The sequence below is a fragment of the Streptomyces sp. NPDC127197 genome (assembly GCF_042672405.1).
Classification (GTDB): domain Bacteria; phylum Actinomycetota; class Actinomycetes; order Streptomycetales; family Streptomycetaceae; genus Streptomyces; species Streptomyces flavusporus.
Genome location: NZ_JBHXVG010000003.1, coordinates 312,236 through 334,045 on the forward strand (window position 1 = coordinate 312,236; position 21,810 = coordinate 334,045).

At 72.1% G+C, this 21,810-nt stretch carries 20 protein-coding genes and 5 tRNA genes; 17 read left to right on the forward strand and 8 right to left on the reverse strand.

Annotation, left to right across the window (positions count from 1 at the left end; genetic code table 11):
* Positions 1 to 246: 246 nt before the first annotated feature.
* The 8 genes from ACFVJQ_RS06545 to ACFVJQ_RS06580 all read left to right on the forward strand — a co-directional run bounded on the left by ACFVJQ_RS06545 (position 247) and on the right by ACFVJQ_RS06580 (position 11,924).
* Positions 247 to 1,281 carry a methionine ABC transporter ATP-binding protein gene (locus ACFVJQ_RS06545; RefSeq protein ID WP_385781437.1) on the forward strand — a complete coding sequence of 345 codons (1,035 nt, stop codon included), beginning with the start codon at positions 247 to 249 and terminating at the stop codon, positions 1,279 to 1,281.
* Positions 1,278 to 2,015: a methionine ABC transporter permease gene (locus ACFVJQ_RS06550; RefSeq protein WP_385511469.1), complete on the forward strand. Its 738-nt coding sequence runs from the start codon at positions 1,278 to 1,280 to the stop codon at positions 2,013 to 2,015. The genes ACFVJQ_RS06545 and ACFVJQ_RS06550 overlap by 4 nt, the downstream gene beginning before the upstream one ends.
* Before the next feature lie 65 nt (positions 2,016 to 2,080).
* Positions 2,081 to 2,914, forward strand: a complete 834-nt coding sequence (locus ACFVJQ_RS06555; protein ID WP_385511466.1) for a MetQ/NlpA family ABC transporter substrate-binding protein — start codon at positions 2,081 to 2,083, stop codon at positions 2,912 to 2,914.
* A 134-nt stretch (positions 2,915 to 3,048) separates the two neighbouring features.
* Entirely contained in the window at positions 3,049 to 3,687 is a 639-nt protein-coding gene (locus ACFVJQ_RS06560) for a GNAT family N-acetyltransferase (protein ID WP_385511465.1), read from the forward strand.
* 115 nt (positions 3,688 to 3,802) lie between these two features.
* The gene (gene cbiE, locus ACFVJQ_RS06565; RefSeq protein ID WP_385511463.1) at positions 3,803 to 5,014 is read left to right on the forward strand and encodes a precorrin-6y C5,15-methyltransferase (decarboxylating) subunit CbiE; all 1,212 of its coding nucleotides are present in this window, start codon (positions 3,803 to 3,805) and stop codon (positions 5,012 to 5,014) included.
* Positions 5,015 to 5,379: 365 nt separating this feature from the next.
* Positions 5,380 to 9,339, forward strand: coding sequence for a nicotinate-nucleotide--dimethylbenzimidazole phosphoribosyltransferase (gene cobT / locus ACFVJQ_RS06570; protein WP_385781443.1), 3,960 nt, complete (start codon positions 5,380 to 5,382; stop codon positions 9,337 to 9,339).
* 469 nt (positions 9,340 to 9,808) lie between these two features.
* Positions 9,809 to 11,041, forward strand: coding sequence for a uroporphyrinogen-III C-methyltransferase (cobA, locus tag ACFVJQ_RS06575; protein WP_385511460.1), 1,233 nt, complete (start codon positions 9,809 to 9,811; stop codon positions 11,039 to 11,041).
* A gap of 64 nt (positions 11,042 to 11,105) precedes the next feature.
* Complete coding sequence (locus ACFVJQ_RS06580) at positions 11,106 to 11,924, forward strand: RNA methyltransferase (RefSeq protein WP_129796876.1); 819 nt, start codon at positions 11,106 to 11,108, stop codon at positions 11,922 to 11,924.
* Between the two features lie 34 nt (positions 11,925 to 11,958).
* Here the strand turns inward: ACFVJQ_RS06580 and ACFVJQ_RS06585 are convergent, their stop codons facing one another.
* Positions 11,959 to 13,419 (reverse strand): protein kinase, encoded by a 1,461-nt coding sequence (locus ACFVJQ_RS06585; protein WP_385781446.1) that lies wholly within the window; start codon positions 13,417 to 13,419, stop codon positions 11,959 to 11,961.
* A gap of 196 nt (positions 13,420 to 13,615) precedes the next feature.
* Here ACFVJQ_RS06585 and ACFVJQ_RS06590 point away from each other — a divergent pair, with 196 nt between their 5' ends.
* From ACFVJQ_RS06590 to ACFVJQ_RS06605, 4 genes are all read left to right on the forward strand, one after another.
* Positions 13,616 to 13,891: a hypothetical protein gene (locus tag ACFVJQ_RS06590; RefSeq protein WP_385511459.1), complete on the forward strand. Its 276-nt coding sequence runs from the start codon at positions 13,616 to 13,618 to the stop codon at positions 13,889 to 13,891.
* Positions 13,892 to 14,089: 198 nt separating this feature from the next.
* Positions 14,090 to 14,296, forward strand: coding sequence for a hypothetical protein (locus ACFVJQ_RS06595; protein WP_385511457.1), 207 nt, complete (start codon positions 14,090 to 14,092; stop codon positions 14,294 to 14,296).
* A 342-nt stretch (positions 14,297 to 14,638) separates the two neighbouring features.
* Positions 14,639 to 15,580 (forward strand): aminoglycoside phosphotransferase family protein, encoded by a 942-nt coding sequence (locus ACFVJQ_RS06600; RefSeq protein ID WP_385511456.1) that lies wholly within the window; start codon positions 14,639 to 14,641, stop codon positions 15,578 to 15,580.
* 80 nt (positions 15,581 to 15,660) lie between these two features.
* Entirely contained in the window at positions 15,661 to 15,948 is a 288-nt protein-coding gene (locus ACFVJQ_RS06605; protein WP_385261528.1) for a zf-TFIIB domain-containing protein, read from the forward strand.
* A gap of 66 nt (positions 15,949 to 16,014) precedes the next feature.
* Here the strand turns inward: ACFVJQ_RS06605 and ACFVJQ_RS06610 are convergent.
* The 5 genes from ACFVJQ_RS06610 to ACFVJQ_RS06630 form a co-directional block, all read right to left on the reverse strand.
* Positions 16,015 to 16,086: transfer RNA gene (locus tag ACFVJQ_RS06610), tRNA-Val, on the reverse strand.
* 53 nt (positions 16,087 to 16,139) lie between these two features.
* A tRNA-Val gene (locus tag ACFVJQ_RS06615) sits at positions 16,140 to 16,211 on the reverse strand.
* 35 nt (positions 16,212 to 16,246) lie between these two features.
* Positions 16,247 to 16,318, reverse strand: a tRNA-Val gene (locus ACFVJQ_RS06620).
* 1 nt (position 16,319) lies between these two features.
* Positions 16,320 to 16,393: transfer RNA gene (locus ACFVJQ_RS06625), tRNA-Cys, on the reverse strand.
* A 38-nt stretch (positions 16,394 to 16,431) separates the two neighbouring features.
* A tRNA-Gly gene (locus ACFVJQ_RS06630) sits at positions 16,432 to 16,504 on the reverse strand.
* 178 nt (positions 16,505 to 16,682) lie between these two features.
* On the opposite strand from ACFVJQ_RS06630, the gene ACFVJQ_RS06635 reads away from it, so the two are divergent.
* Genes ACFVJQ_RS06635 through ACFVJQ_RS06645 form a run of 3 tightly spaced genes read left to right on the forward strand, consistent with a single transcriptional unit; the run spans position 16,683 to position 19,509 of the window.
* Positions 16,683 to 17,810, forward strand: a complete 1,128-nt coding sequence (locus ACFVJQ_RS06635) for a chorismate-binding protein (protein WP_385511454.1) — start codon at positions 16,683 to 16,685, stop codon at positions 17,808 to 17,810.
* Entirely contained in the window at positions 17,807 to 18,628 is an 822-nt protein-coding gene (locus ACFVJQ_RS06640; RefSeq protein WP_385511453.1) for an aminotransferase class IV, read from the forward strand. The genes ACFVJQ_RS06635 and ACFVJQ_RS06640 overlap by 4 nt, the downstream gene beginning before the upstream one ends.
* Before the next feature lie 59 nt (positions 18,629 to 18,687).
* The gene (locus ACFVJQ_RS06645) at positions 18,688 to 19,509 is read left to right on the forward strand and encodes a GNAT family N-acetyltransferase (protein WP_385781451.1); all 822 of its coding nucleotides are present in this window, start codon (positions 18,688 to 18,690) and stop codon (positions 19,507 to 19,509) included.
* Positions 19,510 to 19,523: 14 nt separating this feature from the next.
* On the opposite strand, the gene ACFVJQ_RS06650 is transcribed toward ACFVJQ_RS06645, so the two are convergent.
* Positions 19,524 to 20,042, reverse strand: a complete 519-nt coding sequence (locus tag ACFVJQ_RS06650; RefSeq protein ID WP_385781453.1) for a DsbA family protein — start codon at positions 20,040 to 20,042, stop codon at positions 19,524 to 19,526.
* 228 nt (positions 20,043 to 20,270) lie between these two features.
* On the opposite strand from ACFVJQ_RS06650, the gene ACFVJQ_RS06655 reads away from it, so the two are divergent.
* Both ACFVJQ_RS06655 and ACFVJQ_RS06660 read left to right on the forward strand, forming a co-directional pair.
* Positions 20,271 to 20,711, forward strand: coding sequence for a hypothetical protein (locus tag ACFVJQ_RS06655; RefSeq protein WP_385511449.1), 441 nt, complete (start codon positions 20,271 to 20,273; stop codon positions 20,709 to 20,711).
* Between the two features lie 163 nt (positions 20,712 to 20,874).
* Positions 20,875 to 21,027, forward strand: coding sequence for a hypothetical protein (locus tag ACFVJQ_RS06660; protein ID WP_020138043.1), 153 nt, complete (start codon positions 20,875 to 20,877; stop codon positions 21,025 to 21,027).
* A 109-nt stretch (positions 21,028 to 21,136) separates the two neighbouring features.
* On the opposite strand, the gene ACFVJQ_RS06665 is transcribed toward ACFVJQ_RS06660, so the two are convergent.
* Positions 21,137 to 21,697: a CGNR zinc finger domain-containing protein gene (locus ACFVJQ_RS06665; RefSeq protein ID WP_385511447.1), complete on the reverse strand. Its 561-nt coding sequence runs from the start codon at positions 21,695 to 21,697 to the stop codon at positions 21,137 to 21,139.
* Between the last annotated feature and the right edge of the window lie 113 nt (positions 21,698 to 21,810).

Genomic DNA, 21,810 nt, shown 5'->3' on the forward strand with positions numbered 1-21,810 from the left:
CGACCGAGGCGACCATGACGCCCGGTGCTCGCTGTATGTGTCGAATGTGCGCCTTCTAGAGGGCCCCTGCACTCCCTGAGCCTCGCGCCCCGAAGCGAGCCGCCGTGGCATGTCCGTACGCCCGCTGCCCGTACGTGACCCAGCTTCCCCCACTGCCTGAACGGCGTGGGGGACCCCCATCGCGCACCTCTTACCTCCGTACCAGGGCACACCCACGCCCGCGTACTCGACAGTGACGGAAACCACGTGATCACCACCTCGGGCCTGACCAAGGTCTACCGCTCACGCGGCCGCGAGGTCACCGCCCTCGACGGCGTCGACCTGCACGTCCGCGAAGGCGAGGTGTACGGCGTCATCGGCCAGTCCGGCGCCGGCAAGTCCTCGCTCATCCGCTGCATCAACCTCCTCGAGCGCCCCACCTCCGGCACGGTCACCGTCGCCGGCCAGGACCTCACCGCGCTCGCCGGGCGCGGACCCCGCGCCGGCAAGGAGCTCCGGCGGGCGCGCAGCCGGATCGGCATGGTCTTCCAGCACTTCAACCTGTTGTCCACCCGGACCGTGCAGGACAACGTCGAGCTGCCGCTCGAAATCCTCGGCACGTCGGGCAAGGAGCGCTCCCGCAAGGCACTTGAGCTGCTCGACCTGGTGGGCCTGGCGGACAAGGCCAAGGCCTACCCGGCCCAGCTCTCCGGCGGCCAGAAGCAGCGTGTCGGCATCGCCCGCGCCCTGGCCGGCGACCCCAAGGTGCTGCTGTCCGACGAGGCCACCAGCGCCCTCGACCCGGAGACCACCCGCTCGATCCTCCAACTGCTGCGCGACCTCAACCAGCAACTCGGCCTGACCGTCCTGCTCATCACGCACGAGATGGACGTCGTCAAGAGCATCTGCGACTCGGCCGCCCTGATGGACAAGGGCCGCATCGTCGAGTCCGGCACCGTCAGCGAGCTGCTCGCCACCCCCGGTTCGGAGCTGGCCGCGGCCCTCTTCCCGGTGGGCGGCGAGGCCTCCGCCGACGACCGCACCGTCCTCGACGTCACCTTCCACGGTGAGGCCGCCACCCAGCCCGTCATCTCCCAGCTGTCGCGCACCTACAACATCGACATATCGATCCTCGGCGCCGCCATAGACACCGTCGGCGGCCTCCAGGTCGGCCGGATGCGCATCGAACTGCCCGGCCGCTACGAGGACAACGTCGTCCCGATCGGCTTCCTTCGCGAACAGGGCCTGCAGATCGACGTCCTGGGCGACGAGCCCGTGCTGGTGAAGGAAGGTGCCAAGTGACCTGGTCCGAGATGCAGCCCCTGCTGGAGCAGGCGTGTACCGAGACCCTGGTCATGGTCGGCTGGTCCACCCTGATCGCGGTCGTCCTCGGACTGCCCATCGGTGTCCTGCTCGTCCTCACCGACAAGGGCGGCCTGCTGCAGAACACCGTGGCGAACAAGGTCATCGGGCAGATCGTGAACATCGGCCGCTCGTTGCCGTTCATCATCCTCATGGTCGCGCTGATGAACTTCACCCGCTGGGTCACCGGCACCACCATCGGCAGCGAGGCCGCCATCGTGCCGCTCGCCATCGGCGGCATCCCGTTCTTCGCCCGCCTGGTCGAGACGGCCGTCCGCGAGGTGGACCACGGGCTCGTCGAGGCCGTCCAGTCGATGGGCGGCAACACCTGGACGATCGTCCGCAAGGTCCTGGTCCCGGAGGCGCTGCCCTCGCTGATCGCCAGCACGACGACCACGGTCATCGCCCTCATCGGCTACTCGGCCATGGCCGGCACCGTCGGTGGCGGCGGCCTCGGCGACCTCGCCGTCCGCTACGGCTACCAGCGCTTCGAGACCGGGCTGATGTGGATCACCGTGGCGCTCCTCGCCGTCGTGATTGCGCTCATCCAGTTCGCCGGCGACTACGCGGCCCGCTCCCTGCACCGCCGCGGTGCCCGCTCCGGCCCCGGCCCCAAGCTCCGCCTGCTGAAGGCGAAGGAGCCGGCCGCAGCCGACGTCAGCAAGGTCGCCTGAGCATCCCAAGAACCCCCCGTATACCCAAGACGGGGTCGCTCCACCCATAAGGAAAGGCACTTTTCGTGCGTAACACCGCCAAGATCACCACCGCCGCCCTCGCCGTCGGAGCCCTCACCTTCGGGCTCACCGCATGCGGCTCCTCCGACAGCGGCTCCGGCTCCGCCGACGCCGACGGCCCCCTGGTCGTCGCCGCGAGCCCCACCCCGCACGCCGAGATTCTCACCTTCGTCAAGGACAACCTGGCGAAGGACGCGGGCCTCGACCTGGAGGTCAAGGAGTTCACCGACTACGTCACGCCGAACACGGCGACGGAGGACGGCTCGGTCGGCGCCAACTACTTCCAGAACCAGCCGTACCTCGACGACTTCAACAAGAAGAACGGCACCCACATCGTGCCCGTCGTCACGGTCCACCTGGAGCCGCTCGGCCTCTACTCCCACAAGATCAAGAGCGCCGACGACCTGAAGAGCGGCGCCACCATCGCCGTCCCGAACGACACGGTCAACGAGGCGCGGGCGCTGAAGCTGCTCGCCGACAACGGCCTGATCACCCTCAAGGACGGCGTGGGCAACGAAGCGACCCCCGCGGACATCACCAAGAACCCGAAGAACCTCGAGTTCAAGGAGCTGGAGGCGGCCCAGACCCCGCGCTCCCTCGACGACGTGGACGCCGCGGTCGTCAACGGCAACTACGCCATCGAGGCCGACCTCAAGCCCGCCGACGACGCCCTCGTCCTGGAGTCCGCCGAGGACAACCCCTACGGCAACTTCCTCGCCGTCAAGGAGGGCAACGAGGACGACCCGCGCGTGAAGAAGCTCGCCGAGCTGCTCACGTCCGCCGAGGTGAAGAAGTTCATCGAGGACGAGTACGACGGCTCGGTCATCGCGTCCTTCTGAGCGACGCCCTTTTGTTCGCACCCGGGGTCCACTCCATCACGCGGAGTGGACCCCGGGTGTGTGGTTCAGTGCTTTCATGCTGCATGCTGGGCAGTTCAGCAGGCCTGACGGTTCGAAGGTTACGGAGCGGCGTCATGACGAGCACCTTCCCCAACATCTCCATCAGCACGGAGCGGTTGGTGCTGCGTCCCCTCGACGAGGACGACGTCGCGGCCCTGGCCGAGATGATGAACGACGAGCAGGTCGCGGCCTGGACGGACGTCCCCCAGCCCTTCACCGAGGACGGCGCCCGCACCTGGATCACCGAATACACCCCCACCGAGCGCGCCGCCGGCCGAGGCCTCGACCTCGCCGTCACCGAGTTCCTCACACAGCGCCTGGTCGGCATCATCCAGCTCGGCAAGACGAACTGGCATGTGCGCTCCACCGAGATGTCGTACATCATCGCCCCCTGGGCCCGCGGTGAGGGCTACGCCTCCGAGGCCGCGCTGGCCACGGCCCAATGGCTGTTCGGCGACCAGAAATTCGAACGCATCGAGCTGCGCACGGCCGCTGACAACACGGCCTCCCAGCAGGTCGCCCAGAAGATCGGGTGCATCAGCGAGGGGGTTCTGCGCAACGCCTGCATAGCGCGCACCCGCACCGACGACGGCGCCTGGGCGGAGGTGCGCACCGACTACATCGTGTGGAGCCTGCTGCCCGAGGACATCGAGGGTGCGGGGGACCAGCTGGCCGACACGGGCGGTTTCACGTCGTACTCGGACTGGAACTGATGGCACGGGGGGCGCCGCGCGAGCGCGCCCGGGTGGCACCAGGTACTCTCACGGAGCCCGCCTGCCCGCGGGCTGCCCCCGACGACCTGCGCAAACCCCCTGGAGACTGACGACGATGGCCGACCGGGTCACGGTGATCGGCTGGGACGGCTCTCCGCTGACCGCCGCGGCACGCGGCGCCCTGGGCGCGGCCACGCTCGTGGCCGGAGCCGCCCACCACCTCGCGCTCCCGGAGGTGCCGCCCACCGCCGAGCGCATCCGCCTCGGCAGCCTGACCCTGGCCGCCCGCCGCATCGCCGCCCATCGCGGTACGGCGGTGGTGCTCGCCGACGGGGACCCCGGCTTCTTCGGTGTCGTACGAACCCTGCGCGCGCCCGAGTTCGGCCTGGAGGTGGAAGTCGTCCCCGCCGTCTCCTCGGTCGCCGCCGCCTTCGCCCGGGCCGGCATGCCGTGGGACGACGCCCAGGTGGTCGTCGCACACCCCCGCACCCTGCGACGTGCGGTGAATGTATGCCGGGCCCACACCAAGGTCGCGGTTCTCACCTCACCCGGCGCGGGCCCCGCCGAACTCGGCCTGCTCCTGGACGGAATCCACCGCACCTTCGTCATCTGTGAGGAACTCGGCACCGGACGCGAACAGGTCACCGTCGTCACCTCCGACAAGGCCGCCGACCACACCTGGCGCGACCCGAACGTCGTCATCGTCATCGGCGGCCCGGTCGGCGCCGGAGAGGGCGGCGGCTGGATTGCCGGACGGGACCCCGGCGCGGGACCGCGCGGCTGGACGCTGCCCGCCGAGGCGTACGACGGTGAGCTTGGCGAAGGGGAGGCCGAACTGCTCCGCGCCGCCCAACTCGCCCGGCTCGGAGCGCGCGTCGGCGACCTCGTGTGGGACATCGGCTGCGGCGGTGGCGCCTTCGCCACTGAGGCCGCCCGGGCCGGCGCCGCCGTCATCGCCGTCGACCGGGACCCCGGCGCCTGCGCCCGCACCGAGGCCGCCGCACGCCGCTTCGGGGTCCAGCTCCAGATCGTGCACGGCATCGCGCCGCACGTCCTGGAGAACCTGCCCGAACCGGACGTCGTCCGGGTCGGCGGCGGGGGAGCGGCCGTGGTCTCCGCGGTCGCCGACCGCCGCCCGCAGCGCATCGTCAGCCATGCCGCCACCCGGGACGAGGCCGAACTCGTCGGCCGCGACCTGACCGAGCACGGCTACGAGGTGGAGTGCGCACTCCTGCAGTCCGTCGAACTCGACACCAGGGCCTGGACGGAGAAGGAACGGAGCGTCGCGTTCCTGCTCAGCGGTGTGCTGCCCGATCGCACGTCCTGATGCCGGTGCCGTCCCCGTGATCCGGTTGTCGTACCGCGCGCGGTAGGCTGGCCGATCGTTGTACCGCACTCGGACGCCCGGCGCTTCGTCGGTCAATGTCCGGAAAACGCACCCGTTTTGGGTGGGGTGTGGTACGGCAGAACCGGAGGACGCGCAACGTGGCGCAGTCCACAGCGGGCCGTCGCGGATCAGGCTGACGTGGCGGAGGGACGACCGCGACAATGCCACTGAATGGCTTTGTCGCCTTTTCCGGCGGGTCGTTCGTGCCGCTGGGCACGCACGCTCGTTCTTCACTACGGGGCGGTCGGTGCGCCGTTCCGGGTGAGCTGGTCGTAGGAGCATCAACCGATGGGCGAGGGGTACGCATGACTGACACCGGCCAGGTCCCGGGCGAGGGGCTGCCGGAGAACGCAGGCATGGTGGAGCAGCCGGGCGTCCTCGCGCCCGGCGCGTACACCTACCTCTCCGAGACGCCCGCGGAAGACGAAGACCTGCTCCTCCCCGGCGCCCAGGGCGCCTGGGGCAACGAAGTGGCCCCGCCCCCGCCCGAGCCGGTCGTCGAGGCCGTCCACGAACCCGACGCGCACGAGATGTCCGGCCGCGACAGCGGTGCGGTCGACCTCGGCGGGGTCCGGCTGCCCGACCCGACCCCGCCGTCGACACCGGCCGCGCCGTCGACCCACCGGCGCCCGCTGCACCTCGGCCCGCCGGTCCCCGACGCCTCCGCGAGCCCGGTCCGCTCCCTGGCCGACCGCGGTCCCGCGGGCGCGCCGGCGCGCCAGCCGAGCCCGCCGACCGTCGGCCCCGAGTACCTCGACGTCCCTCGCGTGGGCGAGACGCCCCCGCAGGGTGCGGTGGCGTGGGGCGGCCAGGCTCATGCCCAGACGCCGGTCGGCGCGGAGGCGACGCCTGCGGAAACGGTTGTCCCCACCACACATCACCAGACCGAGCCGGTGGGCGCCGCACAGGCCGCGGTGGCCCGACTCGCGACGGAGGCCGTGGGGGCCTCCGGCCACAGCGGGGCGTACGCCGCTCAGACGTGGCCGGCCGCTGAGGGGACGTCGTCCGTGGGCGCGGGGGAGGCGCTGGGCGGCCTGTCGGAGTCGGGGGGCGGAGAGCCTTCCGGGACCGCGTTTGCCGCGGGCTCCGACCAGGCGGCCGTGGCTCAGGCCGACGGGCCCGCCGACCAGGTGCCGGGGGGCGCGGAGGCCTCGGGTGCCGGGCATGGGGATGGGTCTGTGCAGGGCGCGGGTGCCGGGCATGGGGACGGCTCGGTGCCGGCCACGGGTGCCGGACATGGGCAGGCCACGGGTGCCGGACATGGTGCCGGGGCCGTGCAGTCGCCGGATGCCGGACAGGCCGCCGCGGCTGCCGAGATTGCGGGCGCCGACTCCGGACAGTTCCCGGATGCCGGAACCAGCGCCCTTGAACCCCCCCAGGCCGTAGAAGCCGCCCCCGCACCCGACGGGACTCCTGAACAGGCGATGGCCGCATCCGAGGTCGCGCAGCTGCCGGAGACCGTGGCGCCCGAGTCCGCGTCGGAAACCGGCACGCCCGAAGCGGCGCAGGCTGCTGCCACGGCTGCCCATGATGCGGCCCAGGCTCCCGCCACGGCTGCCCCCGATTCGGCGCAGACCCCTGCGACCGCCGCCCCCGACGTACCGCAGGCCTCTGGACCCGAGCAGGCTGCATCGGACGTGCTGCAGGTCTCCGGGGCCGAGCAGGCTGCGCCCGACGTGCTGCAGGTCTCCGGGCCCGAGCAGGCTGCATCGGTCGCGCCGCAGGCCGCCGAGCCCGAGCAGGCCGCCCCCGACGCGCCGCAGGCCCCCGTCTCCGCCGTATCCGACAGCGCACCCGAGGCCCCCGCGCCCGCGCAGCCGCTCCCGGACACGGCCCCCGGCGCCCCGGCCGTCACGGACGCCGCGCAGCCCCAGCCCACGGACGCTCACCCCGCTCCCGCTGCGGCCACCTCCACCGAACCGTCGTCCCCCCAACCCCCCAACGCCGATCAGCAACAGGCCCTGCAGACGGCCGAGGCCACGCCACCCGTGCAGGACGCGCAGCCGGGTGCCCCGGCGGGGGAGGCTCACGACGTGACCGGTCCCTCCGCCACAGACCCTTCCGCCCCCCTCACGGACCACACCGCCGACCAGCTTGCAGCGGAGCGCCCCGTTCCGCAGCCCGAGCCCACGGCGGACGCGGCCGCAGCCACGCCTGCCCCGGAGGCGACCCCCGCCCCGGCCCAGCAGCCCGCGGAGGCGCAGTCGCAGGACGTGGCCGCGGCCGGTCTCCCGTCGGAGCCTCAGCCGGACCAGCCCGTGGGCCAGTTCGTCCCGGTGGAGGGCTCGGTGCCGACCACCCCGCACCTGGCTCCCACCCCGCCGCACCCTGTCGTCCTCCCCACGCAGGAGCAGGGGGCCGAGACCCCGGCGAGTCCCGAACCCGTGGCCACCGTCCCGGCCCCCCGCGAGGCCGACACGGAGCCGGCCCCCGAACTCGCGGAACTCGTACAGCACGCGGAGGACCTGGACACCCGGGCCGCCGACCAGGAAGAGGGCACGGCCGAAGTGGCAGAAGCACGGCAGTCCCCCCGCCCGGCCGCGCCCCCCTACGACGACGCCGAACGCGAGGCCGTACTGAAGGTCATGCGCGAGCGCCGCGACATCCGCAACGGCTTCCGCAGCGACCCCATTCCGCACGAGGTGCTCCTCCGCGTCCTGGAGGCCGCCCACACCGCACCCTCCGTGGGCCATTCGCAGCCCTGGGACTTCGTGGTCATCCGCTCCGCCGAGACCCGGCGCGCGATGCTCGACCTGGCCATGCGTCAGCGCGACGCGTACGCCAAGTCGCTGCCGAAGGGGCGGGCGAAGCAGTTCAAGGAACTGAAGATCGAGGCGATCCTCGACACCCCGGTGAACATCGTCGTCACCGCGGACCCGACCCGCGGCGGTCGCCACACCCTGGGCCGGCACACCCAGCCGCAGATGGCCCCGTACTCCTCCGCGCTCGCGGTCGAGAACCTCTGGCTCGCTGCCCGCGCCGAGGGCCTCGGCGTCGGCTGGGTCAGCTTCTTCGACGAGCGCGAGATGGTACGCGCTCTCGGCCTGCCCGAGCACCTGGAGGTCGTCGCCTACCTGTGCGTGGGGTACGTCGACGAGTTCCCGGACGAGCCGGAGCTGATGCAGGCGGGCTGGTCCAAGCGCCGCCCGCTGTCGTGGGTCGTGCACGAGGAGACGTACGGCCGCCGCGCCCTGCCCGGCGAGGAACCGCACGACCTGCTCGGCGAGACCGTCGCGCAGATCCGCCCGTTGGACGCCAAGGCGCTCGGCGAGGCGTGGGAGCGGCAGAAGCGGATGACCAAGCCGGCCGGTGCGCTCGGCATGCTGGAGATCATCTCCGCGCAGCTGTCCGGGCTGTCCCGCCAGTGCCCGCCGCCGATCCCGGAGCCCGCGGCCGTCGCGATCTTCGCCGGCGACCACGGTGTGCACGCCCAGGGCGTCACACCCTGGCCGCAGGAGGTCACCGCGCAGATGGTGGCCAACTTCCTCGGCGGGGGAGCGGTGTGCAACGCCTTCGCCAATCAGGTGGGCGCAGAGGTCTGCATCATCGACGTGGGCGTCGCCGCGGAGCTCCCGGCCACCCCGGGCCTGCTGCCCCGCAAGGTCCGCCCGGGCACGGCCGACATGACCACCGGCCCGGCGATGACCCGCGAGGAGGCCAGGCAGGCCATCGAGGTGGGCATCGAGACCGCCCGCGACCTGGTGTCGGCCGGTAACAAGGCCCTGCTCACCGGTGAGATGGGCATCGCCAACACAACGGCCTCGGCGGCCCTGATCTCGGTGTTCACGGACACCGACCCGGCGGAAGTGACCGGCCGTGGCACCGGCATCAACGACGAGACCCTCGCGCGCAAGACGGAGGTCGTGCGCCGCGCCATCGAGCTCCACCAGCCCGACCCGGCCGACCCGATCGGCGTCCTCGCCGCGATCGGCGGCCTCGAACACGCCGCCATGGTCGGCCTCCTCCTCGGCGGAGCGTCCCTTCGTACGCCGGTGATCCTGGACGGCGTCAGCGCCGGCGCCGCGGCTCTGGTCGCCCGCGCGATCGCTCCCGAGGTCCTCGCCGCCTGCATCGCAGGCCACCGCAGCGCCGAGCCCGGCCACGTGGCCGCCCTCAACAAGCTCGGCCTGCGCCCCCTGGTCGACCTCGACCTCCGCCTGGGCGAGGGCACGGGCGCCCTACTGGCCCTCCCGATGGTCCAGAGCACAGCGAGAGCAATGCACGAGGTGGCGACGTTCGATTCGGCCGGGGTGACCGAGAAGTAACGACCACTGATTCCGACGCGAGGGCGCCGCCGGTCGGTACGGGGGCCGGTGGGCGCCGCCGGATTCGTGCGGGGATCGGTGGACGGCGCTGGTTCGTGCGGGGGGCCGTGCGCGGCGCGTGTTGGTACGGGGGTCCATGGGCAACACCGGTTCGTACCGGACCCGTGGACGACGCTGGTTCGTGCGGGGGCCCGTGGGTGACGCGTGTTGGTACGGGGGTCCGTGGGGCGGCGCTGGTTCGTACCGGGGCCCGTGAGCAGCGCCGGTTCGTACGGGGGCCCGTGGGCAGTCGTTCCGCAGGGCGGAACGGGTGGGCACGGACCCCCGCACCCGCACCCGGCCACGACGCTCAGCCACCGGACACCCGTGCCGCGATAAACGCCCGCACCGTAAAATCCGCACGTCAAAGACCACTGCACAGCCGCAGAGGCATCGCCCCGCATCGCCCCGCACCAGGAGCCGCACCCTCATGGCCGAACACCCCGCCTACCCCGTAGGCCTCCGCCTCACCGGCCGCAAAGTGGTCGTCCTCGGCGGCGGCCAGGTCGCCCAGCGCCGCCTCCCGGCCCTCATCGCGGCAGGCGCGGACATCCTCCTCGTATCACCGGAAGCGACCCCCTCGGTCGAAGCGATGGCGGAATCGGGCGAGATCACCTGGGCGAAGCGCCGATACCAGGACGGCGACCTCGCCGACGCCTGGTACGCCCTCATCGCCACCAGCGACCACACGGCGAACACCCAGGCCTCCGCCGAAGCGGAACGGCACCGCGTCTGGTGCGTCCGCTCCGACGACGCCGACGCGGCCACGGCCTGGACCCCGGCGACGGGCCACAGCGAGGGCGTCACCATCGCGGTCCTCACCACCGACACCAAGTCCCGCGACCCCCGCCACACCGCCGCCATCCGCGACGCGGTCGTCGAGGGCCTGCGTGACGGTACCCTCGTCGCCCCCCACCACCGCACCCGCACCCCGGGCGTCGCCCTCGTCGGCGGCGGACCGGGCGACCCGGACCTGATCACGGTCCGCGGCCGGCGCCTGCTCGCCGAGGCCGATGTGGTCATCGCCGACCGCCTCGGCCCCCGCGACCTGCTCGCCGAACTCCCGCCGCACGTCGAGGTGATCGACGCGGCGAAGATCCCGTACGGCCGTTTCATGGCCCAGGAGGCCATCAACAACGCGCTGATCGAGCACGCCAAGCAGGGCAAGTCGGTCGTACGACTCAAGGGCGGCGACCCGTTCGTCTTCGGTCGCGGCATGGAGGAGGCCCAGGCACTGGCCGAGGCGGGCATCCCGTGCACGGTCGTCCCCGGCATCTCCAGCTCGATCTCGGTGCCGGGCGCGGCCGGAATCCCGGTCACCCACCGCGGTGTGGCCCATGAGTTCACCGTGGTCAGTGGCCATGTGGCTCCCGACGACGAGCGCTCCCTCGTCGACTGGCCGTCCCTCGCCAAACTGACCGGCACGCTGGTGATCCTCATGGGCGTCGACAAGATCGGGAAGATCGCCGAGACCCTGATCGCGCACGGCAAGCCGGCCGACACCCCGGTCGCCCTCGTCCAGGAGGGCACGACGGCCGCCCAGCGCCGCGTCGACGCGACCCTCGCGACGGTCGCCGAGGCGGTGCATACGCAGGAGGTGAAGCCGCCGGCCGTCATCGTCGTCGGCGCGGTAGTGAACGTAGGCCCGCACCCCTCCGCGTAACCGCGGGTAACACAACTCGTCCCGAGCCGTTGGCACCACACCCAGGACAAGGCAGTATCACCCTGTGGCCGATCTCATCACCGTCGAGGACCCCGACGACCCGCGCCTGCACGACTACACAGGCCTGACCGACGTGGAACTGCGCCGCAAGCGCGAACCCGCCGAGGGCCTGTTCATCGCCGAGGGCGAGAAGGTCATCCGCCGGGCGAAGGACTCCGGCTACGAGATGCGGTCGATGCTGCTCTCCGCCAAGTGGGTCGACGTCATGCGCGACGTCATCGACGAGCTCCCCGCCCCCGTCTACGCGGTCAGCCCGGAGCTCGCCGAACAGGTCACCGGCTACCACGTGCACCGTGGCGCGCTCGCCTCCATGCAGCGCAAGCCGCTGCCCACGGCCGCCGAACTCCTCCAGACCGCCCGCCGGGTCGTGATCATGGAGTCGGTCAACGACCACACCAACATCGGCGCGATCTTCCGTTCGGCCGCCGCCCTCGGCATGGACGCGGTCCTGCTCTCCCCGGACTGCGCGGACCCCCTCTACCGTCGTAGCGTCAAGGTCTCGATGGGCGCGGTCTTCTCCGTGCCGTACGCCCGCCTGGACACCTGGCCCAAGGGCCTGGAGTCGGTCCGCGAGGCCGGTTTCACACTCCTCGCCCTCACCCCCGACGAGAAGGCGAGAAGCCTCGACGAGGCGGCCCCGCACCGGATGGACCGGGTCGCGCTGATGCTCGGCGCCGAGGGCGACGGCCTGTCGACCCAGGCCCTGGTCGCCGCCGACGAATGGGTCCGCATCCCGATGTCCCACGGCGTCGACTCCCTCAACGTGGGCGCGGCGGCCGCGGTCGCCTTCTACGCGGTGGCGACCGGCCGCCCCCAGGAGTAGGCCCTGCTCGGGCCGACGCCCCCGGACGTAGGCCCTACTCGGGCGCGGACTGCTCGATCGTCGACTCGAACCGCTCGGACATCAACGCCTCCTCGTCCAGCGGCCGGTGGTCCGGCTGGACGCGCTCCTGCCGCTCGCGTTCGCCGCCCGGCTCGCCGCCGAGCCCCCGGGCCGGCCCCTGGCAGCCCTGCACCACGCCGATGCCGAGCGCAACGAGCAGCGTCACGACGACGAACACGAACAGCCGCTGACGCAGCAGCCGCGGATTGGCCGGCCGCCGCCCGGCGCCGGTGTTCCGGGGCCCCGGACGCCCTGCGGTACCGCGCGGCACGGGCCGGCTCCCGCCGCCGGACCGGGTCGTACTGCGGGAAGCGGGCGTGTTCCTCGACGTCGGCGTGAGCCCCGCCCCGGACCGTGCCGACGGTGCACCCCCGCCCCGCGAGGCCGCGTTGCCGGCCCGCGGCGACGTGCCGCGCGAGGGAGCTCCGCCCCGCACCGGCGCCGAACCCCGGGGCGCGCCCGGACCCCGGGTCGTGGAAATCCCGGGCGCGCCCGCCTGCCCCGGCGGACGGCGCAGCGGGCGGTCGGGGTAGGTGTCGGCAAGCCGGCCGGTGGGCCGGTCCGCCTCACCGGAGCGCGGCGCCGGCGGCCGTCCATCCAGAAGGCCCTGCGCCTCACGAGCCGCGATCTCCTTCAGCCGCAGCGACAGTTCGAGCGTGCTGGGCCGCTCCTCCGGGTCCTTCGCCAGACAGGCCCGTACGAGCGGAGCCAGCGCATCGGGAACGCCGTGCAGTTGGGCCTCCTCGTGGACCACGCGGTACAGCATCACCTCGGAACTGCCGTGCCCGAAGGGCGAGTCGCCGGTCGACGCGTAGGCGAGCGTGGCGCCCAGCGAGAACACGTCCGTGGCCGGAGTGACCGCCGCGCCGCGGACCTGCTCGGGGGCGAGGAAACCGGGCGAGCCCACGGCCGTGCCGACGTGCGTGAGCGTGGAGGCCCCCGTCGCCCAGGCGATACCGAAGTCGATGATCCGCGGGCCCTTGGGGGAGAGCAGGATGTTGGAGGGCTTCAGATCGCGATGCACCACACCGGCCTCGTGCACGGCGACGAGCCCCTCCGAAAGAGCGGCCCCGACCGCGGCGACGTCCGCCGCGCGCAGCGGTCCCTCGTCGGCGACCTTGTCGTGCAGGGAGGGCCCCGGTACGTACTGCGTGGCGAACCACGGCCGGTCCGCCTCCAGATCCGCCGCCACCAGCCGGGCCGTGCACCCGCCCCGGATCCGCCGGGCGGCGGAGACCTCGCGCGCGAACCGTGACCGGAACTCCTGATCCTCCGCCAGGTCCGGCCGGATCACCTTCAGTGCGACCCGCTGCCCCTTCTTGTCGGAGCCCAGGTAGACAACGCCCATCCCGCCCGCGCCGAGCCGTCTGTGCAGCCTGAACGAGCCGACGACGCGCGGGTCCTCGCGCCTCAGGCGCATCATCGCCATTTTCATCCCCGCTGCCCGGTCCGTGTGACGTGGCACAGCTTACGTTTCCGTGGCCGTGTGCGCGCAGAGGCCGCGCCCTCTCGGCCCGACGGATTGTCAGTGCCGGGTGGGAGACTTGAGGGGTGGTCAAGGAGCGTGCGGACAGGGCGCCTTCGTCCTCCTCCCGCATCCAAACACCCGTCGTAGAAGGGGGATTGGGCCCGTGAAGGGTGACCGAGTCGAGATAGTCGTGGACGCCGGGGACACGACACGTACGTACGAGGTGGTGGCGAGCAGGGCGGGCCGCCGGGTGGAGACGGCGGTACGCCGAGGTGTCGTGGAAGTGAGCGAAGTCACCCGAAGCGGGACTGTCGTCCGTACCGCCCGCTTCATGGCGAACCGGGTCCTGGCTCTGGTCGAGCAGCCAGTACCCCGCGAGGACAGCTCGGAAAAGCCCGGACACATCGGACGCCCCCTCCGGGAAGACCCGGAGACCTAGGACCGTCTCTCCACCCAGGGGAGTACTCCCCAGGTGACCGCTCATCCTCCGGGAGGCCCGCCAATCGGTACGAGGGCATGACGCCACGCACCCGCCGCGCCCCTAGATTTGAGGTCAAGCGGCGGGTGCAGCACTCGTCCCCCGAGGTCAGACACCCGCCGCTGCCAACGACAACTGAGAACGGTCAGGAGAGGGACCATGGCCTTCACGGCACCGCGGACGGCGATCCGCACGCAGGGACGCAAGGCGTACGCCGCGTTCCGCCCCGGCCGTACGGGCCGCCGCCACCCCTTGGTGGCAACGGCAATGGCCCTTCCTCTGGCGGTCCTGCTCCTCGTCGTCTTCGACGGCTGGGAGACAGTGGCCACACAGGCGTCGTCCGTGGGCGTGATGCTGGGGCGCTGAGCGGCGACCCCAGGCCCGGAAGAGCGGTCCGGGCGGGGACATCCACCCATAACCCCGTGGGGACGGGGGTGCGGCGGACGGCAAAATGCCGGCGCAGCTGGGGAGCTGCGCCGGCATTGCTTTGCGCCTGGACCGGCGCCGCTCTGTGCAGCCGGTGTCGTCCAGCTGCGAGGGCTTCGAGGATCCCTCTTGGCCGACGGAGTCGGGTGGTGGGGTGGGCATGGGCCCAGGGTCTGGGGGCGGAGCCCCCAGCGAGGCCGGCGCTGATGCCGGGCACCTGGCAACTCTCGTCCGCGCAGCCTGCGTACCCTCGGCGACAGCCCCGTCCGCTCCAGGAGCCCCGTGACCACAAGCACCCTGCTCTCCGACCTCACCGCCCGAGTCAAGGCCAAGGCCCACTCGGCAGCATCCGCCTGTCCCTGCGGAGCCACCGTCACCCTCGCCGACCGCCCCGACGCCACAGTCGTCCGGCACGCAGCCACCGTCGCCAAGGCCCACGCCCCGGGCACCGACCCCGTCGAACTCACCCCCCGCCTCGCCACAGCGACCCGCATCCCCGACGTCCTGCTGCCCCCGCTCAGCCCGACGCCAGTCACCCTGCACGGCCGCCTCGTCACCTTCTGGCCGTACGGCACCCCCGTCGACCCCGACGCCCCGGACGAGGCCCCCTGGGAGGCCGCCGCCACCCTCCTCGCCCGCCTCCACAGCACCCCACCCCCCGTACCCCTCCCACCCATGCGCGGCCCGGCCAAGGCGGCCCGTGCCATCGCCCGCCTCCGCTCTGCCGGCTGCCCGCACCCCGCGGCACCCCCGGTCCTGCGCGCCTGGGCAGCCCTCCCCGCCTGGGCCCGCGCCGAGGCCCCCCTGCCGGACACCAGCACCCTCTGCCACGGCGACCTCCACCTCGGCCAGCTCGTCCGCCACCCCGTACCCGCCGGGCCCTGGCTGCTGATCGACATCGACGACCTCGGTGTGGGCCCCGCGGCCTGGGACCTGGCCCGCCCGGCCGCCTGGTACGCCTGCGGGCTGCTCACGCCCGACGAGTGGACCCGCTTCCTGACCGCCTACCGTGCGGCCGACGGCCCCGCCGTCCCGACGGCCGGCGACCCCTGGCCCGCCCTGGACGTCCCCGCCCGCGCGCTCACCGTGCAGACCGCCGCCCTCGCCATCGTCAAGGCCGTCGCGGCGGACCGCCTCTTGGACGAGGTGGAGCAGTCCCTCGTCGACGCCTGTGCCCGAATGGCTTCCGTCCCCGCCCAGTTGCCCCGGAACTTCGCGAAGTAGGGTGCAACCGACCGCAGCCGGACAGAGTCTGTCCTGGCGATACGCGAAGCAGGACCGAACGGCGAGGAGTTGAGCCGAGCATGCAGTGTCCGAAGTGCCACGCGCCGATGCACACGTACAACCGCAACGGCGTCCAGATAGAGCAGTGCGCCAACTGCCGCGGGATCTTCCTGGACTACGGCGAGCTGGAGGCCCTGACCCGCCTCGAGTCCCAGTGGTCCCAGCCGGGCCCGCCGCCCCCGCCCGCCGCGCAGTCCTACCCTGCCCCGCCCGCCCCCGCCTGGGGTGCACCGCACGGCGGCCACCACGGGGGCCACCACGACAGCCGCCGCCACAAGAGCTTCGGTCGCATGCTGTTCTCCAGCTGAGCCCGACAGTACGTGCTCACGACGGAACCCCCGGCCGTACGAGACGGCCGGGGGTTCCGGGGCGTGTGGACGATACTGGGATTGAACCAGTGACCTCTTCCGTGTCAGGGAAGCGCTCTCCCGCTGAGCTAATCGTCCTCGGGACCATGATCACTCCACGTCACTCCGAGGAGCCGATCACGGGCACTGCGTGCGCGATACTGGGATTGAACCAGTGACCTCTTCCGTGTCAGGGAAGCGCTCTCCCGCTGAGCTAATCGCGCGGGGATCCTTGCGGATCGAGGTCCTTGCGGACCAGTGGACGATACTGGGATTGAACCAGTGACCTCTTCCGTGTCAGGGAAGCGCTCTCCCGCTGAGCTAATCGTCCTTGGAGGTGGAGACGGGATTTGAACCCGTGTAGACGGCTTTGCAGGCCGTTGCCTCGCCTCTCGGCCACTCCACCAGGAGTGTAGGGGACCGGGAGGATCCCCACTTCCTTCGAGCGGACGACGAGGCTCGAACTCGCGACCTCAACCTTGGCAAGGTTGCGCTCTACCAACTGAGCTACGTCCGCCTGTCGTTTCGGTCGGCTTGCGCGTCCCGGCGACGTGTTGAACTCTAGCGGATTCCGGGGCCAGTACAAAAACGCGTTTGTGCAGCGTGCTGCCCTGCACCTGGTCACGGACGTGGTCGGACCACCGGGAAGGACACGCCCGGGCCACCTGCGGGACACCCGCCATAGACTCGGCAACGTGCTCGACCTCCCTCCCCTCGCCCGCTTCGGCGACCGTGTCGCCACCGGCCTCCTCGATGTCACCAGCGATCCCTCGGCCTTGGACTCCGCCGGTTTCTGGGCCGTCGTCGCGGACTTCGAGGGCCGTCTGACCTGCGCGCGTTTCGCGGACGTACGAGAGGAGCCGGTACCCGCCCCGGTGCCGGGCAGGTGGCGAGGGCCGGCCGTCGGTGACTGGACGTCGTCGCTCGACCGCGCCGCGTACATGGCGGGCGTGCGCCGCATCCGTGAGCACATCGCGGCCGGCGAGGTCTACCAGGCGAACCTCTGCCGGGTGCTCTCCGCGCCGGTCGCGCCGGACGCCGACGTGGACGCCCTCACCGCACTGCTGGCCCGCGGCAACCCGGCACCGTACGCAGGAACGATCCGGCTGCCGGAGCACGGCGTCGAGACGGCCACCGCGTCCCCGGAGCTCTTCCTGCGCCGCGCCGGCCGCACCGTCGAGTCCGGGCCGATCAAGGGCACCGGGCGCACCGAGGCGGACCTCCTGGCGAAGGACTACGCCGAGAACGTGATGATCGTGGACCTGGTCCGCAACGACATCGGGCGCGTCTGCGCCACCGGCACCGTGACCGTCCCCGACCTGTGCGCCGTGGAGAAGCACCCGGGACTGGTGCACCTCGTCTCCACCGTCCGCGGTGAGCTGCGTGCCGACGCGGGCTGGCCGGAACTGTTCGACGCCGCCTTCCCGCCCGGCTCGGTCACCGGTGCCCCCAAGTCGAGCGCCCTGCGGATCATCGACGCGCTGGAGACGGCACCCCGGGGGCCGTACTGCGGCGGCATCGGCTGGGTGGACGCCGACCGGGGAGTGGGCGAGCTGGCCGTCGGCATCCGCACCTTCTGGATCGACCGGGCGGAGGGTGTGCTGCGCTTCGGCACGGGCGCGGGTATCACCTGGGGGTCGGACCCCGAGGGGGAGTGGCGGGAGACCGAACTGAAGGCGGCCAGGCTGCTCGCGGTAGCGTCGGGGGCGTACGAGGTGAGTGGAGAGGGACTGACGACGTGCTGTGCCGGCCCGGGGGACACCCCCTGGACCCCCGGCCGGTCCGACGCCCCCGGTACCGACTTGCGAGGAAGCGACCAGTGAAGCTTTGGCTCGACGGCGGGCTGCAGGACATCAAATCCGCCCGCGTCTCCGTCTTCGACCACGGGCTGACCGTGGGCGACGGCATCTTCGAGACGGTGAAGGCGGTCGACGGCAGGCCGTTCGCGCTCACCCGGCACCTCGACCGGCTGACCCGCTCGGCCCGTGGCCTCGGCCTGCCCGACCCGGACCTCGACGAGGTCCGCCGCGGCTGCGCCGCCGTCCTCGAGGCCAACCCCATGCCGCTCGGCCGGCTGCGCATCACGTACACCGGCGGTCACGGCCCGCTCGGCTCCGACCGCGGCGAGCACGGCCCGACCCTGGTCGTCGCCCTCGGCGAGACCCGGCGCCGCCCGGATTCCACCGCCGTGATCACGGTCCCCTGGACCCGCAACGAGCGCGGCGCGCTCACCGGCCTGAAGACGACTTCGTACGCCGAGAACGTCGTCGCCCTGGCCCGCGCCCACCAACAGGGCGCGTCGGAGGCGCTGTTCGCCAACACGGTCGGACAGCTCTGCGAGGGCACCGGCTCCAACGTCTTCGTCGTCCTCGACGGCGAGATCCACACCCCGCCCCTCGCCTCCGGCTGCCTCGCCGGCATCACGCGCGCGTTGACCGTCGAGTGGACCGGCGCCAAGGAGACGGACCTCCCGCTGGACGTCCTGGAGCGGGCGGACGAGGTCTTCCTGACCTCCACGCTGCGCGACATCCAGGCCGTCCACCGCGTCGACGAGCGGGAACTGCCGGGCGCGCCGGGCCCGGTGACCGCCAAGGCCATGCGGGTCTTCGACGAGCGGTCCGGGGACGACCTCGATCCCTGACAGCAGATGCCGCGGAAATTCGGCTGACCCGGCTCGCCGCGGCGGGTAGAACACCCCTGATGACCACCACCCTGCGGCCGATCGAGCCGCTTCAACGCGCGGCCCACGGGGCGCTGTCCCGCCACTACCACGTGTGCGTGAACGGCCGCCCCGTCGGCGCGATACACCTCGCGACACACGCCCTCTTCGGACCCAAGGTCGCCCAGATCCGTGACCTGCGCATCGAAGAGGCGGACCGCAGACGCGGCCGGGGCACCGTGGCCGCGCTGGCCGCCGAGGAGGTGGCGCGCGGCTGGGGCTGCAGCCGGATCGAGATCACGGTGCCCGCCGACGCCGCCGCGCTGCGGTTCGTCACAGCGCTCGGCTACGTCGAACGCAACCGCGGCATGGAGAAACCCCTCGGCGACGTGGCGCCCGAACTGCCCGCGGGCAGCCGGGGCAGGCCCATGACGCCCGCCGAGTACGGGCCGTGGCTCGCCTACAACAAGGCCCACTACGCACAGAGCTGGATCGACCGCGGGGTGGCCGAGGACGAGGCATGGACCAAGGCGGAACGGGACCATGCCCAGCTGCTCCCGCACGGCGTCGCGACCGAGAACATGCTGCTCAGTGTCCTGGAGCACGAGGGCGCCAGGGTCGGCACCCTGTGGCTCGCGCTGACCGAGGACATGGCGTACGTCTACGACGTCGAGGCCGACGAGCGCTTCCGGGGCCGGGGTCACGGCCGCTCACTGATGCTGCTGGCCGAGAGGCAGGCGGTGGACGCCGGGAAGGGAGTCCTGCGCCTCAACGTCTTCGCGGGCAACACTCCGGCCGAGCGGCTCTACGAGTCACTGGGCTACGTGCCGGTGAGGTACTCCCTGTACAAGAACCTGCTCTGAGCCCAGCTCCGGGCTCAACCCTGCTCGGCCAGCAGCCGGTCCGCGATCTCCTCGATGCGCTCGCGCAACCCCTCCTGGCTCTTGCCGCCGTCGAGACGCTCCCCGCCGATGACATACGTCGGGGTGCCGGTCACGCCGATCGCCTTGCCCTCGGCCTGGTCCGCGTCCACGATCAGGATGTGCCGGCCGTCGACGAGGGCGGTGTCGAACTCCTCGGCGTCCAGGCCGAGTTCACCGGCCACCTTGACCAGGAAGGGCTCCCCCTTACGGTCCAGCTCCTCCACCCGAGCCAGCACGGCCTCGACATACGGCCACCCCTGCCCCTGCTCCGCGGCCTCCTCGGCGGCCTGCGCGGCGGCGAAGGCGTGCTTGTGCTTCTCCAGCGGGAAGTGCCGCAGCCGCAGCTCGAGCCGGTCGCCGTAGCGGGCGCGCAGGGCGCGGATGTCGTCCAGGGCGCTACGGCAGTCCGGGCACTGGAGTTCGCACCAGATGTCGAGGACGGGCGCGGGGCGGGTCGGGGAGGAGTCGTTCATGAACCCCAGTCTCCCAGCCGCGGCTCGACCGACCCAACAGGGACCTCGGACTGACCGGGCCCCGGTTGCCGGAGTGCGTGCGGTCGTCCGTCCGAACCGGCACCTGCGGAGGAGCTGACCCGGAGATGTCCCTGATGTCCGGTCGGAGCATGGCCTGCGAGGGCGTGGGGGGTGCAGGATGGAAGGGGCGAAGCGCCCCTGCCCGACCGAGCCCGCATGGAGGACCGGATGATTGCCGAGACCGTCTGTTCCGCCGTTGCCGCGGCCGGCCTGGGCATCGCGGCGGTGACGGCGTACCGCAAGCGCTTCCTCACGGCCGCCCGTATCGCCGCCTACTCGCTCGTCCCCCTCGGTCTGGTGATGACCGGGGTCGTTCAGTGGGCCGCCGACACCGCGTTCAGCCCCACGGCCTGGGCCGGCTTCGGCGTGCTCGGCGGCGCCTGGCTGCTGTTCGCCGGCACACGCGCGGTGGAGCGGCGCCGGGGCGGCACCCGCAAGGAGCGCAAGGCAGCCACGGCGGCCCAGCCCGACGCCCTGGCCCCGCAGGCCTCCGCGCCTTCGCTGGGTCCGGCCTCCCGCGCGACGGCCAGGCCCCAGCCGGGGCCCCGGGCCGATTCCGCGGACGACTTCAGCGACATCGAGGCCATCCTGAAGAAGCACGGCATATGACGTCGGCCCGATGACTGAAACGAACCAGAGATCGCGTGCGGTCGTAAGCCGTCAGACCTGAGACACCGATCGTGCACAAGATCATGGAATTCGGCGAACTCCCGTATCTTCCGAGCGTGTTGATCGCGTCGGGGGTGCCTGCTGCGCCATCATCGCCCGCGAGATGCTGGACACGACACAGAGCGACGCCGCGCCGCCTCAGGACGAGCCGCGCGGGTGCCTTTTCGCCCTTTCCCAGCCACCGCTGATGATCTTCCTTGCGGTGATCGGGTGTCTGCTGCTCATGGCTGCGCTGCACGATCTGCTGCTGCTCTGAGCCGTACGCGCGGTTCCCGGCGCCACCCGCCGGGTACCGCGTCGGCACCGGTGTCCCGCTTCCGCCGCCGACCGCCCGTCCCGACCGCCGCCCGTCCCGCCGGGCGCCGTCAGCCCGTCGCCTCCTTGCGTCGAGCCCGGTACGCGGCCACATGCAGGCGGTTTCCGCAGGTGCGGCTGTCGCAGTAGCGGCGCGAACGGTTGCGGGAGAGATCGACGAAGGCGCGTCGGCAGTCGGGGGCCTCGCAGCGCCGCAGCCGCTCCTGTTCCCCGGCGACCACGAAGAAGGCGAGCGCCATGCCGCAGTCGGCCGCAAGGTGATCGGCCACGGAGGCGCCGGGCGCGAAGTAGTGCACGTGCCAGTCGTAGCCGTCGTGGTCCGTGAGCCGGGGCGTGGTGCCGGCGGCTGCGACCAGATCGTTGATCATTCCGGCCGCGGTCCGGGCGTCCGCCGCCGCGAAGATCCCGGCGAACCGGCTCCGGATCTTGTGGACTGCCGAGAGGTCGAACTCCGAGAGCACTCCGACGTCGCTGATCTCGTGCTTTCGTACAAAATCCGCGAGAGCCGCGACATCCGGCAGTCCGTCCGGCGTCGTGTCGTCCTCCGGTGCGGTGTTCACCAGATCGACCACGGTGTCGAGCGCGCACCGGGTGTCGTGGGTGATCAGCACGTTTCGCTCCCTGGCCTGGGGGGTCGGGCAGGCGCCCGCCGATGCTGGCCGATGGTAGTGGCTCGCGGAACGGCGCCCCACTGCCTGCGCCCCGCACCAGCCTGCGCCTGCCG

Coding starts and splice junctions, on each gene's coding strand:
- ACFVJQ_RS06660 (WP_020138043.1), top strand. CDS start 20,875: ATGCTGGACACGACACAGAGCGACGCCGCGCCGCCTCAGGACGAGCCG.
- cobA (WP_385511460.1), top strand. CDS start 9,809: ATGGCCGAACACCCCGCCTACCCCGTAGGCCTCCGCCTCACCGGCCGC.
- ACFVJQ_RS06650 (WP_385781453.1), bottom strand. CDS start 20,042: ATGAACGACTCCTCCCCGACCCGCCCCGCGCCCGTCCTCGACATCTGG.
- ACFVJQ_RS06605 (WP_385261528.1), top strand. CDS start 15,661: ATGCAGTGTCCGAAGTGCCACGCGCCGATGCACACGTACAACCGCAAC.
- ACFVJQ_RS06585 (WP_385781446.1), bottom strand. CDS start 13,419: ATGAAAATGGCGATGATGCGCCTGAGGCGCGAGGACCCGCGCGTCGTC.
- ACFVJQ_RS06560 (WP_385511465.1), top strand. CDS start 3,049: ATGACGAGCACCTTCCCCAACATCTCCATCAGCACGGAGCGGTTGGTG.
- cobT (WP_385781443.1), top strand. CDS start 5,380: ATGACTGACACCGGCCAGGTCCCGGGCGAGGGGCTGCCGGAGAACGCA.
- cbiE (WP_385511463.1), top strand. CDS start 3,803: ATGGCCGACCGGGTCACGGTGATCGGCTGGGACGGCTCTCCGCTGACC.
- ACFVJQ_RS06645 (WP_385781451.1), top strand. CDS start 18,688: ATGACCACCACCCTGCGGCCGATCGAGCCGCTTCAACGCGCGGCCCAC.
- ACFVJQ_RS06655 (WP_385511449.1), top strand. CDS start 20,271: ATGATTGCCGAGACCGTCTGTTCCGCCGTTGCCGCGGCCGGCCTGGGC.
- ACFVJQ_RS06595 (WP_385511457.1), top strand. CDS start 14,090: ATGGCCTTCACGGCACCGCGGACGGCGATCCGCACGCAGGGACGCAAG.